Annotated in this window: 12 protein-coding genes; 5 read left to right on the top strand and 7 right to left on the bottom strand. The window is 70.1% G+C overall.

All coding sequences use genetic code 11. The features are described 5' to 3' along the window. Positions 1 to 6 precede the first annotated feature (6 nt). Positions 7 to 1,137 (bottom strand): DegT/DnrJ/EryC1/StrS family aminotransferase, encoded by a 1,131-nt coding sequence (locus ACZ5IK_RS06180; protein ID WP_465486812.1) that lies wholly within the window; start codon positions 1,135 to 1,137, stop codon positions 7 to 9. Between the two features lie 104 nt (positions 1,138 to 1,241). On the opposite strand from ACZ5IK_RS06180, the gene ACZ5IK_RS06175 reads away from it, so the two are divergent. Then, complete coding sequence (locus ACZ5IK_RS06175) at positions 1,242 to 4,373, top strand: AfsR/SARP family transcriptional regulator (RefSeq protein WP_465486811.1); 3,132 nt, start codon at positions 1,242 to 1,244, stop codon at positions 4,371 to 4,373. Here the strand turns inward: ACZ5IK_RS06175 and ACZ5IK_RS06170 are convergent. Together ACZ5IK_RS06170 and ACZ5IK_RS06165 are read right to left on the bottom strand one after the other, a co-directional pair. Then, a complete protein-coding gene (locus ACZ5IK_RS06170) occupies positions 4,355 to 5,038 on the bottom strand; it encodes a hypothetical protein (RefSeq protein WP_465486810.1) in 684 nt (227 codons plus the stop codon). The two genes, ACZ5IK_RS06175 and ACZ5IK_RS06170, sit on opposite strands and share 19 nt — an antisense overlap. Continuing rightward, positions 5,035 to 5,250, bottom strand: a complete 216-nt coding sequence (locus tag ACZ5IK_RS06165; protein WP_465486809.1) for a hypothetical protein — start codon at positions 5,248 to 5,250, stop codon at positions 5,035 to 5,037. The genes ACZ5IK_RS06170 and ACZ5IK_RS06165 overlap by 4 nt, the downstream gene beginning before the upstream one ends. Positions 5,251 to 5,405: 155 nt before the next feature. On the opposite strand from ACZ5IK_RS06165, the gene ACZ5IK_RS06160 reads away from it, so the two are divergent. Beyond that, positions 5,406 to 6,503: a C45 family autoproteolytic acyltransferase/hydolase gene (locus ACZ5IK_RS06160; protein ID WP_465486808.1), complete on the top strand. Its 1,098-nt coding sequence runs from the start codon at positions 5,406 to 5,408 to the stop codon at positions 6,501 to 6,503. Beyond that, positions 6,500 to 8,035: an MFS transporter gene (locus ACZ5IK_RS06155; RefSeq protein ID WP_465486807.1), complete on the top strand. Its 1,536-nt coding sequence runs from the start codon at positions 6,500 to 6,502 to the stop codon at positions 8,033 to 8,035. Before ACZ5IK_RS06160 ends, ACZ5IK_RS06155 begins: the two co-directional genes overlap by 4 nt. Positions 8,036 to 8,096: 61 nt before the next feature. On the opposite strand, the gene ACZ5IK_RS06150 is transcribed toward ACZ5IK_RS06155, so the two are convergent. Beyond that, positions 8,097 to 8,588: a nuclear transport factor 2 family protein gene (locus ACZ5IK_RS06150; protein WP_465486806.1), complete on the bottom strand. Its 492-nt coding sequence runs from the start codon at positions 8,586 to 8,588 to the stop codon at positions 8,097 to 8,099. After that, complete coding sequence (locus tag ACZ5IK_RS06145; RefSeq protein ID WP_465486805.1) at positions 8,585 to 9,181, bottom strand: TetR/AcrR family transcriptional regulator; 597 nt, start codon at positions 9,179 to 9,181, stop codon at positions 8,585 to 8,587. Before ACZ5IK_RS06145 ends, ACZ5IK_RS06150 begins: the two co-directional genes overlap by 4 nt. Before the next feature lie 8 nt (positions 9,182 to 9,189). Between ACZ5IK_RS06145 and lhgO the strand changes: the two genes are divergently transcribed. Next, positions 9,190 to 10,446, top strand: coding sequence for an L-2-hydroxyglutarate oxidase (lhgO, locus tag ACZ5IK_RS06140; RefSeq protein WP_465487234.1), 1,257 nt, complete (start codon positions 9,190 to 9,192; stop codon positions 10,444 to 10,446). On the opposite strand, the gene ACZ5IK_RS06135 is transcribed toward lhgO, so the two are convergent. Together ACZ5IK_RS06135 and serS are read right to left on the bottom strand one after the other, a co-directional pair. Beyond that, positions 10,443 to 11,435: a DUF3558 family protein gene (locus ACZ5IK_RS06135; RefSeq protein WP_465486804.1), complete on the bottom strand. Its 993-nt coding sequence runs from the start codon at positions 11,433 to 11,435 to the stop codon at positions 10,443 to 10,445. The genes lhgO and ACZ5IK_RS06135 overlap by 4 nt on opposite strands. A gap of 18 nt (positions 11,436 to 11,453) precedes the next feature. Then, on the bottom strand, positions 11,454 to 12,722 hold the full coding sequence (serS, locus tag ACZ5IK_RS06130) for a serine--tRNA ligase (protein WP_101611750.1): 1,269 nt from the start codon (positions 12,720 to 12,722) through the stop codon (positions 11,454 to 11,456). Between the two features lie 157 nt (positions 12,723 to 12,879). On the opposite strand from serS, the gene ACZ5IK_RS06125 reads away from it, so the two are divergent. Beyond that, on the top strand, positions 12,880 to 14,163 hold the full coding sequence (locus ACZ5IK_RS06125; protein ID WP_465486803.1) for an aspartate aminotransferase family protein: 1,284 nt from the start codon (positions 12,880 to 12,882) through the stop codon (positions 14,161 to 14,163). Positions 14,164 to 14,184 lie beyond the last annotated feature (21 nt).

Genomic DNA, 14,184 nt, shown 5'->3' with positions numbered 1-14,184 from the left:
TCTCTCCTAGCTCGGCAGTGCGGCGCTGACGGTCCCGATGACCCGGTCGACCTGGTCATCGGTGAGGTTGGCGTGCATCGGGATGGCGAGATGACGGGCGAAGAGGTCCGCCGAAACCGGCAAGGTCTGCTTCTTGCCGTAGATGGGCTGGAGGTGCGAGGCGTAGGTGCCGAAGTTGCACTGCACGCCCTGCTCCCGGATCCGCAGCGCGAGCGCGTCGCGGTCGATCTCCGGGACCACGGTGAGGATGTAGGCCTGCCACGGGTGTTCGCGGTCGGGCAGTTCCACGGGGACGTCGAGACCGGGCAGGTTCTCGAACGCCTCGTGATAGCGCTTGGCCACCGAACGGCGGGCCGAGAGCAGGTCCGGGAGCCGGTCCAGCTGAACGTTCATGATCGCGGCCTGCACGTCCGAGAGCCGGAAGTTGTAGCCCAGCTCGTGGAACTCCGGGATCGGCAAGGCACCGGAGCCCTCGCGGGTGATGGCGGGCTCGATGCCGTAGGTGTGCAGCTTGCGCGCGTGCGCGATGAGGTCTTCGCGGTCCGAGACCAGCGCGCCGCCTTCGCCCGCGGTGATGCCCTTGCGGCCGTGGAAGGAGAACGCGGCCAGGTCGGCGAGGCTGCCGGCGGGGCGGGTCTTGTACGTCGCGCCCGCGGCGCAGGCGGCGTCTTCGAAGAGCCACAGGCCGTGCTTGTCGGCGATCGCGCGGTACTCGTCGAAGTCACCCGGCTGCCCGGCGACGTCGACGGCGAGGATGCCGACGGTGCGCGGGGTGATCAGGGCTTCGATCGACGCCGGGTCGGCGCTCCACACGTCCGGGCGAATGTCGGCGAACACCGGGGTCGCACCCGCCTGGAGCACGGCGTGGCCGGTGGCGGGGAACGTGTAGTCGCCGACGATGATCTCGTCGCCCGGCTTCACGCCGAGTACACGCAGACCGAGGAAGAGTGCGGAGCCACAGTTGCTGGTGGTCAGCGCGTGCGCGGTGCCAACGGTCTTCGCGAAGCGTTCCTCGAAGCGGCGGCACGCGGGGCCGGCACCGGCCAGCCAGCCGGACCGGAACACCTCCGCCACGGCGGCGAGTTCTTCTTCGCCGACGGTCGGCTGACCGAGGACCACGGGTTCGTGCTCAGACATACCTCTCCCATTGCGTGGGGACCCGGCGAAGTGTATAGACGCCGATCGGCGTAGTTCGGGCGGGCTGGATCCGCCCAGGTCAACAACGCTCTAGGGTTTGCTTTATGCGATTCGGCGTTCTGGGGGCGACGGAGGTGCGCCGCGAGGACGGCACCGCCGTCCCGGTCGGCGGGCCCAGGGTCCGGACGCTGTTCGCGTTGCTCGCGCTGGAGGCGGGCCGGGTCGTCCCGCCCGAGCGGCTCATCGACGGTCTCTACGGCGAGCAGCCGCCGGACGGCGCCGCGAACGCACTGCAATCGCAGGTCTCGCGGCTGCGCGGGGCGCTGAAGGACCTCGCGCCCGTCGAGTTCAGCCCGGCGGGTTACCGGCTGGCCGTGGCCCCTGACGACGTCGACGCGCTCCGGTTCGAGCGGCTCGCCGCCGAAGGCCGACGCACTCTCGCGGCGGGAGACGCCGCGAAAGCGGCAGAGCTGCTTCGCGACGCTCTCGCTCTCTGGCGGGGCCCGGCGTTCGCGGACATCACCGACGCGCCGTTCCGCGATCCGCAGGTCACCAGGCTGAACGAGCTGAAGACGTCCGCGGTCGAGGATCGCGTCGAGGCCGAACTCAAGCTGGGAAGGCACGAAGACGTCCTCGCCGAGCTTCGCGAGGTCATCGCCGCCCAACCGCTGCGGGAACGGCCACGGGCGCTGCTGATCCGCGCGCTGTACGCCGCGGGACGCCAGGCCGACGCGCTCACCGCGTTCGAAGACGCCCGCCGTGTCCTCGCCGACGAACTCGGCGCCGACCCAGGACCGGATCTCGCCGCCGCACATCTGGCCGTTTTGCGCGGCGAGGCACCGAAGGCCAAGACCACGACCGCACCGCTCCCCGCGCAGCTCACCAGCTTCATCGGCCGCGAGGGCGACCTGCGGCACGTGCTCGGCCAGCTCGACCACTCGCGGCTGGTGACGCTGACCGGTCCCGGCGGGAGCGGTAAGACGCGGCTGGCCATCGAGACCGCCGCCGCGACGGACCTCCCGGTGGTCTTCGTCGAACTCGCGCCCTACACCGAGGACGCCGAGGACTCCACTGTCGCCCATGCCGTGCTGACCGCGCTCGGCCTGCGGACGGTCCCGATCGGGGCGGCCACCGCCCCCGTGGAGCACGCGCCGCTGGAGCGGCTGATCGACGCCCTCGCGGACAGGGCGCTCCTGCTGGTGCTCGACAACTGCGAGCACCTGGTCGGCGCCGCCGCGAAACTGACCGCCCGGTTGCTCGGCGGGGCCCCGGCGCTGCGCGTGCTCGCCACCAGCCGGGAACCGCTGGGCATCACCGGCGAGGTCGTCACCCCGGTGCCGCGGCTCGCCGTGCCGCCGCCGGGCACGCCGCCCGGCCGGTCGCTGGAGTTCGCCGCCATCCGGTTGTTCGCCGACCGGGCTCAGGCCAACGACCCGGGATTCACCGTCGACGACACCACCGCGGGCGACGTCCAGCGCATCTGCGCCGCGCTCGACGGGCTGCCGCTGGCCATCGAACTCGCCGCGGCTCGCGTCCGGACGCTGCCCGTCGGCGAGATCGCCTCAAGGCTGGACGACCGCTTCAAGCTGCTCTCGCGGGGAAGCCGGGTCGCCGAGGACCGGCATCGCACCCTGCGCGGCGTCGTCGAATGGAGCTGGGACCTGCTCGACGAGGACGAACGCCTGCTCGGCAGGCGCCTGACCGTCTTCGCCGGCGCCACGAGCCTCGCCGACGCCGAAGCGGTCTGCACCGTGCCGGACATCGAGGACCTGCTTCCGTCCCTTGTGGACAGATCGCTCGTCGAACGCGGCGGGAACCGGTATCGGATGCTCGAAACCATCCGGGCGTTCTTCGCCGAGAAGCTCATCGAAGCGGACGAGGCCGAGCAGCTGCGGCGCGCGCACGCCGAACACTTCCTCGCCCTCGTCGAAGAGGCGGACCCGCTCCTTCGCACCGGTGACCAGCTCGTCTGGCTCGACCGTCTCGACGACGCCTACGACGATGTCCTGGCCGCCCTGCGCTGGGCTGCCGAAGCCGACATCCGGATCGCTCTGCGGCTTTCGGCCTCACTGGTGACGTACTGGTGGATGCGCGGACGCCGGTTCGAGGGGTCGACGCTGAGCATGGAGGTGGTCAAGCGGCTCGGCCCGCGGCCACCGGACGGCCTCGAAGAGGAGTACCAGCTCTCCGTGCTCAACGCCGTCGCCGGACTTCGCGGTCACGAGGCCCTGGAACGGCATGTCCCGGCGGTGAAGGACCTGGTGCACAACAACCTGGCCAAGGCGCCCCGGAATCCGGCGCTGCTCCTGCTGATGGGGGTGGTGGCGGGCCCGCCCGGTGACGACGACGCGCTGATGAGACGCAGTCAGGCCCTCCTCGCGCACAGCGACGCCTGGAGTCTGGCGCTTTCGCCGACCGGCTACGGGCTTCGTGCGCTGATGCGAGGCGAACTCGAGACGGCGGAAGAGTTCCTGCGCGCCGGGGAGAAGGCGTTCCGGGAGCTCGGGGAGCGCTGGGGCCTTTCGATGGTCCTCGATCACCTGTCACAGATCTTGGTCTGGACGGACCGTCAGGCCGAAGCCCTCGAAACGATGAACGAAGCGCTCCGGTTGATGCGGGAACTCGGCGCGTCCGACGACGACGCGGATCTGCTGTGCCGTCGCGGCGCCAGCAAACTGCTCCACGGCGACGCGGCGGGGGCGCGGGAGGATTTCGACCTCGCCATCGCGATCGCGCGCCGCTCGGGGATGCCGGAAAGCCGGGCCACCGGGTACATCGGGCTCGCGTTCCTCGCCCGGCACGAAGGCGACCTGCCCGCGGCTCGCGCGCTGAGCGAGCTCGCGCTTTCGGAATGCCCCGGTGGTTCGTTCGCGGCCGAGGGGGTCCGTGCCGGGGCGATGATCTCGCTGGGCTGGGTCGCGGCCGCCGAAGGTGACGCCGACCAGGCCGAGGAACTCCACCGGCTGGCGCTCGTCTCGGCGGACAACTGGCATGACAGCACCACCATGGCCTGCGCCGTCGAAGGCCTCGCCGGGGTCGCGCTGCTCCGGGGCGACCCCGAGCGGGCGGCGGTCCTGATCGGCGCCGCGGTGACCGTGCGGGGCACCGCGTACGCCGTCGATCTGGACGCCGCCCTGCTCCGGACGACCGTGCGGGAGCGGCTCGGTGCCGGCTTCGACCGGCCGTACCGCCAAGGGCTCGGCATGCGCGGCGCCGCTCAATTGACGGGGTTCTGAGTACCGGTCAAGAAGATCCCCTGCGGCGCGAAGCGGCCGACGGCCTCGGCGAGCTGGCGCGGGTCGAGTTCGTTGTCCTGGACCGCGACGTACAGCGGTGCCGCGTTGACCGGGATCGCGCCGAGCCGGGTCATCCCGGGGCCGACCGGGTCGGTGGTGAGGCGGGTGACGTCACGCCACGGGACGACGGTCCGCTCGATCCGGACACCCACCGCGTCCAGTTCGAAGAGCACCCACTGCTGATCGTGCAGCGACCTCACGTAGGCGATGGTGCCGCAGCCGACGGCGATCAGGACGACGCGCAGCGCGCCGGGCGCCTCGATCGAGCCGAGCAGGGCGGCGATCGCGAAGAAGGCCACCAGGAGCCCGGTGAGTTTCGCGGCGCCGATCAGACCCGCGTTCGGCTTGTGCACCCGGAACCGCACGTTCCGCATCAGGTGTTTGGTGAGCACGCCACCACCGACGGCGACGGCCAGCGCGATCATCGTCACCGCCAGCGAGACCGGCGAGAACTCCATGAGGACGTTGTAACCGGCGATCAGGGCGACGAATCCGCCCGCGACGGTCAGCATCAGCGCGAGCTTGCCCTTGCGGACGTCCCGCTCGCGGCGGTCGAGCGAGGCCTGGTCCGGGGTGGCGAGGAAGCCGCCGTCGATGTTCCTCATCGGGCATCACGCTGCGTCGCGGCGGCGCGGCGCTCGCGCTGACGGCGGTCGAGGACGTACAGCAGGGCACCGGCGCCGGCGCTCAACGCGGCGTAGAACAGGTCTTGCAGGCCGTCCTCCGGGTAGCCGGTGGAGAACTCGGCCATCGCGAGCACGATGAAGAGGACGGTGATCACGCCTCCGGCGATGACGTACACCTTGTTGCTGAGCATCGAATCCCTCGTTTCCGTTGTCGGTGAGGCAACTTTGGCGCGGGGCACATGACATTCCGATGACAGCGCTGCCAGCACTGCCAGCGCTGCCAAGCACAGACAAGCGGTCAGCGCGTGGTGCGCGGACGGTCAGCGGCGGCGGACACGCTCCCGGCATGACTTATCTCGCGGGATCTCCTGAAGACTTCCTCGCCGTGCGGCAGCTGACGTTGCGCGGCACCCAGGCCGAGATCGGCCACGCGCTCGCGGCCGAGATGAAGGCGCGGACCGACTGGACGCCGCAGCCCGCCGATCCGATCGTGGCCAAGGCGCGGCGTGTCTGGTTCGAGCGGAACTGGCCGCAGTACGCCGCGCGTACGGCCGGGTTCGCCGAGGCGTACGGACTCCCGGCCGACGCGGCGGTGTCGTTCGACAACGCGAGCGCCTTGCCCGCCGGATCGGGCTGTTCGGCGCTGTGGACGGGGAGCGTGCTCGGCCGGAACTACGACTTCTTCACCTTGAGCTGGAGCCAGCTGGGCGCGGTGATGGCGGGTGCGGAGCCCGTCGACGACGGGACGGTGCCGATGGCGTCACGGCCCTACGTCCTGACCACGATCCCCGACGACGGCATCGCCTCGACGTCACTCTCCATGTCCACAGTGGACGGTGCGATGGAGGGCGTCAACGAGGCCGGGCTCGTCGTCGCCCTGCTGATGGCCGACATCGAGGCGGCCGCGCCGCTGGAGCACGACCCCGGTCCGCAGGCGGGCCTCTCGGTGACCCAGGTCTGCCGGTATCTGCTGGACACGTGCGAAACCGTCGACGAGGCCAAGGAAGCGCTGATGCTCGCCAAGCAGTACGACCACGGCGCGCCCTGCCACTACATCGTCGCCGACGCTTCCGGCCGCGGCTTCGTCTACGAGCGCGGCGCGCACGACGTCGAGCACTTCGTCGAGGTCGCGGACGGGCCGCTGTGCGTCACGAACCATCCGCTGCACCGCTACCCGGACATCGACGCGCTGCCGGAGGACACCGCGGAGACCATGCTCACCTACCAGCGGCTCCGCACCCTCACCAAGGAGGCTGAGGCCGGGCCGCGCGACGCGCTCGACGCGGTGTCCGTCGCGATCGAGCCGGGCGCGCCGTGGCGGACGTTGTGGCGCAGCGTCCTCGACCCGGCGTCCCGCACCATGAGCACCCGGTTCTACCTCGGCGACGGAGAGCACGGCACCGCGCGTCACTCGACGGAATTCACCTTCGGGGTTTCGCGGTGACCATCGGCAAGGGCCGCAAGATCGGCACCATCGCGGTCTGTGTACTGGCACAACTGCTGATCGCGATCGACCTGACCGTGCTGCACCTGGTGCTGCCGTCGCTTTCGGAGCAGATGCACCCGTCGACGACGGAAATGCTGTGGATCGCCGACGCGTACGGTTTCGCGCTCGCCGGGCTGCTGATCACGATGGGGAACATCGGCGACCGGGTCGGCCGCAAGAAACTGCTGCTGATCGGGGCGTCGCTGTTCGGCGTCGCTTCGGTGATCACGGCGTACGCGCCGACGGCGGAGCTCCTGATCGCCGCCCGCGCGCTGCTCGGGGTCGCCGCCGCGACGCTGATGCCGTCGACGTTGTCGATCATCCGGAACGTGTTCACCGGAAAGGAACGCGCGGCCGCGATCGGCGTTTCGAGCGGGCTGACGATCCTCGGTTTCGGCATGGGCCCGCTCGTCGGCGGTGTCCTGCTGGAGCACTTCTGGTGGGGTTCGGTGTTCCTGGTCAACGTGCCGGTGGTGGTGGTCATGGTGATCGCGGGCGCGCTGATCCTGCCCGAGTCGAAGAACCCGGCGCCGGGCCGGATCGACGTGCCCAGTGTGCTGCTGTCCGTCGTGGGCATGGTCGGGATCGTCTACACGATCAAGGAAGTCGCGTACCAGGGCTGGGGGCACTGGGACGTCGCGGTCGCGACGGTGCTCGGCCTCGGCTGCCTGCTCGTGTTCGTCCTGCGGCAGCCGAGGCTGGCCGAACCGCTGATGGACCTGAAACTGTTCGCGCAGCGGGCGTTCTCGGCGACCGTCGGCACCACCATCCTGGCGATGTTCGCGCAGCTCGCGGTCTCGCTGATGTTCGCGCAGTATCTCCAGCTGGTGGTGGGCTGGTCGCCGCTGAAGTCCGGGCTCGCCGGGCTGCCGGGGATGGGCGGCGCGATCGTCGGCGGCGTTTTCGCGCCACTGGCGATCAAGGCCTTCGGCCGGGCGGTCACGATCGCGCTGGGCTGTGCTTTGTCGGCGGTCGGCTTCGCGTTGTACTCGGGTATCGGCGTGACGATCGTCTACACCGACCTGCTCGCCGCGATGATCATCTTCGGCGTCGGGCTGGCGCTGATCCTCGCCGTCGCGACGGACACGGTGCTCGGCGTGGTACCGAAGGCCAGGGCGGGCGCGGCGTCGGCGATCTCCGAGACGGCGACCGAACTCGGCGGGGCGCTGGGGATCGCGGTCCTCGGCAGTGCGCTCGGCGCGCTGTACCGGAGCGAACTCGTCATCCCGGCGGGTGTGCCGCCCGAGGCGATCTCGGACACCCTCGGCGGCGCCGTCCAGTTCGCCGCGCAGTTGCCGCCCGAGCAGGGGGCTTTGATCCTCGCCAACGCGAAACTCGCGTTCGTCGACGGGTTGCAGGTGACGATGGTGTGCTCAGCGGGGCTGATGGCGCTGCTGGCGGTCAGCGCGCTGTTCACCTTGCGCGGCGTGCCGAAGGTCCTCGAGGACCCGGAGGACGAGCCGGCGCCGGTTCCGGTCGCGACGGCGTGAAGTGTCATGAAAGCCCCTTTCCTGACGTTTTTCGTCAGGAAAGGGGCTTTCATGACACTCGTCAGCTCCTCGGTCCGGCGAGCGGCACGGCGTGTTTGTCGCCCGACCGCACCATGGCCAGCAACGGTTTCGCGGCCACACCCAGCACCCGCGCCGCGAAGGTGCGGCCGTTGCGGCGCGCGATGTCCGGGCCGAAGGCGTCCATCAGCGCGACGAGCCCGGGCAGCGGCCGCACGAACAGCGTCACTTCGGTGATGAGCCCGTCCTCGCGGAGCTTCAGCACCGCCGCCTCTTCGATCTCCTCCGCGCCGATGCGCGCGGTGTAGACGACGACCCGCGTCGACGCGTCGCCCGTGTCGGTGTGGAAGCTGACGTCACGCAGATGCGAATAGGCGACTTCCAGCAGCGGCCGGAGTTCCTCGTGCCCGGTGAACCGGACCCGGCTGGTCAGCGGCGAGTGCACGACCGCGTCCGGCGCGAAGGCGCTCAGCGCGAGTTCCACGTCCCGGGTCTCGAGGGCCCGGCGGTACCGCTCGGTGGTGTCGATGCTCATGTTTCCTCCTGGATCAGGGCTCCCAGACCGCGCCACAACAGATCCGTCGTGAGCGCGACGACTTGCTCCCGCGGGATGTCGCGGTTGCTCCACCACCAGGTGGCGATGGCGTTCAGCGCGCTCTTCGCCGCTTCGGCGAGCGCTTCGTTCGCGCGGTCGCGCGGCAGGTCCGCGGTCAGCGCCAGGCCTGGGACCTGGGCGAACACCTCGGTCAGCTGCCCGGTGGCCCTGGCCTGCCCGCGCCGGTGCGCCTCGGCGACGCCTTCGTCGGACGGCGTTTCGGCGAAGATCATCCGCCAACCGCGTTCGTTCGTCTCCATCCACGCGAAGATCGCCGCCACCCTGGCACGCAGCAGTTCCTCCGCGGTGCCCGACTGCGGCAGCTCCGCCCAGCCGGCCAGCAGACTGTCCACTTCGGACTCCAACAGACCGGCGTACAGCCGGGCCTTGGACGGGAAGTGGTCGTAGAGCACGGGCGTGCTGATCCCGGCCGCCGTCGCGACCTCGCGCATCCCCGCCGCGTCGTAGCCGGACGCGGCGAACACCCGCGCCGCCGCGGCCAGGATCCGCTCCCGGCGTTCTTCCTTGCTCAACCGCTTACCTGACATCGGTCAGGTACGCTACCACTCAACCTGACAGCTGTCAGGTAGCGTTCCGGGTAACCTGGTCGATCGTGCGCACAGTCGTAGTCATCGGGGGCGGAATCGTCGGGCTCGCCACCGCCTGGGAGCTGACCAAACGTGGCCTGGACGTCACGGTGCTCGAGAAGGAGGACCGCTGGGCGGCCCACCAGACCGGGCACAACTCGAACGTCGTGCACGCGGGGCTCTACTACAAGCCGGGTTCCTTCAAGGCCAGGATGTCCACCGCGGGCAATCGGTCCATTGTGGACTTCGCACGGCAGTACGGGGTGCCGGTCGAGGTCTGCGGCAAACTCGTCGTCGCCACCTCCGAAGCGGAGCTTCCGGCGCTGAAGGTGCTCGCCGAACGGGCCGAAGCCAACGGCGTCCCGGCCAAGCTGATCACCCCGAGCGAGGCCCGCGAGTACGAACCCGAGGTCTCGTGCGTCGCCGCGCTGCGCGTGGAGTCCACCGGCATCATCGATTTCCCGGCCGTCTGCACCGCGCTCGTGCGGCTGCTCGACGAATCCGACGCCGACCTCCGCCTCGGCACGCCCGCGCTGGGGATCCGCGCGGGCCGCACCGGCGGCGTCGAGGTGGCGACCGGCGACGACGTGATCCACGCGGACGCGCTCGTCAACTGCGCGGGCCTGCACGCGGACCGCGTCGCACGGCTCGCCGGGATCACCCCGAGCGCGCGGATCGTGCCGTTCCGCGGCGAGTACTACGAACTGAAGCCCGAACGCCGCCATCTGGTGCGCGGCCTGATCTACCCGGTCCCGGACGCGTCGCTGCCGTTCCTCGGCGTGCACCTGACCCGCATGCTCGACGGCAGCGTGCACGCCGGCCCCAACGCCGTGCTCGCGCTGCGCCGCGAGGGCTACACCTGGCGCGACGTCTCCGCGAAGGACCTCGCCGAAGTCGCCCGCTTCCCCGGTGTCTGGCGGCTCGCGCGCAAGTACGCGTACCCGACCGGGCTCGACGAGGTCCGCCGGTCGTTCTCCCGCCGCCGCTTCGCCGAAAGCCTCGCGCGGCTCGTGCCCGCCGTCACCGAGGACGACATCGTGCGGCACGGCTCCGGGGTCCGGGCACAGGCCCTGCGCCCGGACGGCGCGCTCGTCGACGACTTCCTGATCGAGACCGCGCGAAACCAGGTGCACGTCCTCAACGCGCCCTCACCGGCGGCGACCAGCGCGCTGGAAATCGCGAAGCACATCGCCGACGAGGTGTCCGACTAGGCAGCGGGCGCGTTCGCGGTCACGAGCGGCATCACGGCCTGCGGGATCTCGCAGGCCTTGGCGTTGTCGCTGAGGTCACCGGTGTCGAGTTTGATCGACGAGGTCTCCGTGATCGGGAAGAGCGCGACGCAGATCGGGCTGTCCGGAGCGGAGTAGACGATCCACTTCCGGCCGTTGACCATCTGCTCGGCGGGGGTGCCTTCCAGCCCTGGCACGTCCTCGGTCCTGGTCGCCGTGTAGATCCAGAGGTCGAGCGCCTTCTTGCCCTTGTCGCCGTCCGTGTCGTCCCACTGGCAGCCGTTCTTGGGATCCCGCGAGGAGCCGTTCATCGGCCGCGCGGACAAGAGCTGGAGCGGGGCGACCTGCTCGGGTTTGAGCAGGGTGCACGGGTCGACGTTCACCAGCGGACCGGACGGCTCGACCGGCTTCTGCCCCGGCGGCGCGGTGATCTCCGGGCTCGGCTGCCCACCGGGCAGATGCGAGGCGACCGCGGGGAGCGCGGCCTTCGCCAGGTCACAGGCCTTGGTGTTGTCGTTGCCGGGGGCATCACTGGCGACCTCGACGAACGTCTTCGCGTCCAGTTCCGTGGTCAACGAGCAGTAGCTCGGCCCGAGGATGGTCGCGTACCTCGTCCAGGTGAACCCGCCGACGCCGAACTTCTCCCCGGGCAGCGCGCCCGCGTAGTAGTCCTCCGCCGAGAGGTCCTTGCTCTGCGAAACCTCCAGCGCGACGCCGTCCGGCGCGTCCTCCAGTTCGGGGAACCGGCAGACCGCGGCGATCTTCTGCTCGGGTTTCGCCGGGCGTTCCTTGCCCGGATACGTGACGCCCAGCGCGGCGGCCTGCTCCGGCGTCAGCAGCGCGCACGGCTCGGCCTTCGTGACGACCGGCCCCTGTCCCGGGACCGGCGAGGCCGACCCGCCGATCGTCGACGTGCAGCCGCCGAGCGCCAGCACCGCCAGCCCGATCGCGAGCGAATTCCGATACCGCATGCGTCCCTCCTCCGGTCCCTACTTCGATGCGGGTGTGAGGACCTCGGTTCCGCCGAGGAAGGGGCGAAGCGCTTCCGGCACCCGGACCGAACCGTCTTCGAGCTGGTGGTTCTCCAGGATCGCGACGATCCACCGCGTGGTGGCGAGCGTGCCGTTCAGCGTGGCGACGGTCTGCGGGCGGCCGTCGTCGTCGCGGTAGCGGATGCCGAGGCGGCGGGCCTGGAACGTCGTGCAGTTCGACGTCGAGGTCAGCTCGCGGTAGGTCTCCTGCGACGGCACCCACGCCTCGCAGTCGAACTTCCGGTACGCGGACGTGCCGAGGTCGCCGGTGGCGGTGTCGATCACCCGGTACGGGACCTCGATCTTGGCGAGCATCTGCTCTTCCCAGTCCAGCAGGCGCGCGTGCTCGGCTTCGGCGTCCTCGGGACGCGTGTAGACGAACATCTCGACCTTGTCGAACTGGTGGACGCGGATGATGCCGCGGGTGTCCTTGCCGTACGAACCGGCCTCGCGGCGGTAGCAGGACGACCAGCCCGCGTAGCGCTTCGGGCCCTTCGCCAGGTCCAGGATCTCGTCGGCGTGGTAGCCGGCGAGCGGGACCTCGGAGGTGCCGACGAGGTACAGGTCGTCGTCGCGCAGCCGGTAGACCTCCGACGAGTGCGCGCCGAGGAAGCCGGTGCCCGCCATGATCTCCGGCCGGACGAGGCTCGGCGTGATCATCGGCGTGAAACCGTTCGCCGTCGCCTGCGCGACGGCCATGTTCAGCAGGCCGAGCTGCAGCTGGGCGCCGATGCCGGTGAGGAAGTAGAACCGCGAGCCCGAGACCTTCGCGCCGCGCTCCATGTCGAGCGCGCCTAGGCCCTCGCAGAGTTCGAGGTGGTCCTTCGGGGTGAAGTCGAACTTCTTCGGCTCGCCGACGTGCTTGAGCACGACGTAGTCGTCCTCGCCGCCTTCGGGGGCTTCGGGGTGGACCAGGTTCGGCACCAGGCGGTGCAGCTGCTCGAACTCCTCCGACGCCTCGGTCTGCTCGACCTCGGCGGCCTTCACCTGGGCGGCGAGCCCCTTCGCCTTGGCGAGCAGTTCGGCCCGTTCCTCGCCCTGCGCCTTCGGGACGAGCTTGCCCAGCGACTTCTGCTCGGCACGCAGCGTGTTGGCGGCGGCGATCGAAGACCGGCGGCGGGAGTCGAGGGAGAGCAGCTTGTCGACCACTCCTTCGTCCTCGCCACGGGCGCGCTGCGAAGCGCGCACGACGTCCGGGTCATCGCGCAGAGTCCTGGGGTCAATCACGATTGCAGAGGTTAGTCCTAGCTCCGAGCGCGCTTCGAGGCAGTTTCCCCGTACAGACTGTGCGGGCCGCCGCGGATAACCCGACAGTCTGATCGTTGTCGCCCGTTTCGGGCCCTCCCCATACTGAGATCTCCCTGCTGCGGACGGAGAAAACGCGATGACCGATGCGGACCTGCTGGCGCGGCACAAGGCGGTACTGCCGTCCTGGCTGGCGCTCTACTACGACGAGCCGATCGAGATCGTGCACGCGCAGGACCGCCGGGTCATCGACTCGACCGGGCGGAGCTATCTCGACTTCTTCGCGGGCATCCTGACGAACTCGATGGGCTACGACGTCTCGGCGATCAGCGACGCCGTGCGCAAGCAACTCGACACGGGGATCCTGCACACCTCGACGCTGTACCTGATCCGCTCGCAGGTCGAACTGGCCGAGCGCATCGCGAAGCTCTCCGGCATCCCCGACGCGAAGGTGTTCTTCACCAACTCCGGGACCGAGGCCAACGACACCGCGCTGATGCTCGCCACCCAGTACCGGCGCAGCAACCAGGTGCTGGCGATGCGGAACTCGTACCACGGGCGGTCGTTCGCGACGGTCGGCATCACGGGCAACCGCGGCTGGTCGGCGTCGTCGCTCAGCCCGGTGAAGGTGAGCTACGTCCACGGCGGCTACCGGTACCGCAGCCCGTTCCGGGCGCTTTCGGACACGGAGTACATCGACGCGTGCGTCGCGGACCTGGTCGACGTCCTGGAGACGGGCACCTCGGGCGACGTCGCCTGCATGATCGCCGAGCCGATCCAGGGCGTCGGCGGGTTCAGCTCACCGCCGGACGGCCTGTTCAAGGCGATGAAGGAGGTCCTCGACCAGTACGGGATCCTGTTCATCTCCGACGAGGTCCAGACCGGCTGGGGACGGACCGGGGAACACTACTGGGGGATCCAGGCGCACGACGTCGTCCCCGACGCGATGACCTTCGCGAAGGGCCTCGGCAACGGCCTCGCGATCGGCGGTCTCGTGGCCCGCGGCGACCTCGTCGACTGCCTGACCGCGAACTCGATCTCGACCTTCGGCGGCAACCCGGTCGCGATGGCGGGCGCGGCGGCGGTTCTCGACCACATCGCCGACCATGATCTGCAGGCCAACGCGCTCGCCCGGGGCAACGAACTGCTGTCCGGCCTGCGCGCTTCGGGGCATCCGCTGATCGGGGACGTCCGCGGCAAGGGCCTGATGATCGGCGTCGAACTGGTCAAACCGGGCGGCATGGAGCCGGACACCCAGGCCGCGGCGCGGATGATGGAGGAGACCAAGGCGCGCGGGCTGCTGATCGGCAAGGGCGGGCTGCACGGCAACGTGCTGCGGATCGCGCCGCCGATGACGCTCACCGCCGATGAGGCCGCGGAGGGCCTGGGGATCATCGTGGACGCGCTGGCGGCCATCTCCTGACAAGTGTCATGAAAGCCCCTT

The sequence above is a fragment of the Amycolatopsis sp. NPDC031561 genome (assembly GCF_055580625.1).
The sequence above is the reverse complement of the archived record's forward strand: the minus strand, read 5'-3'. Positions and strand labels throughout refer to the sequence as shown.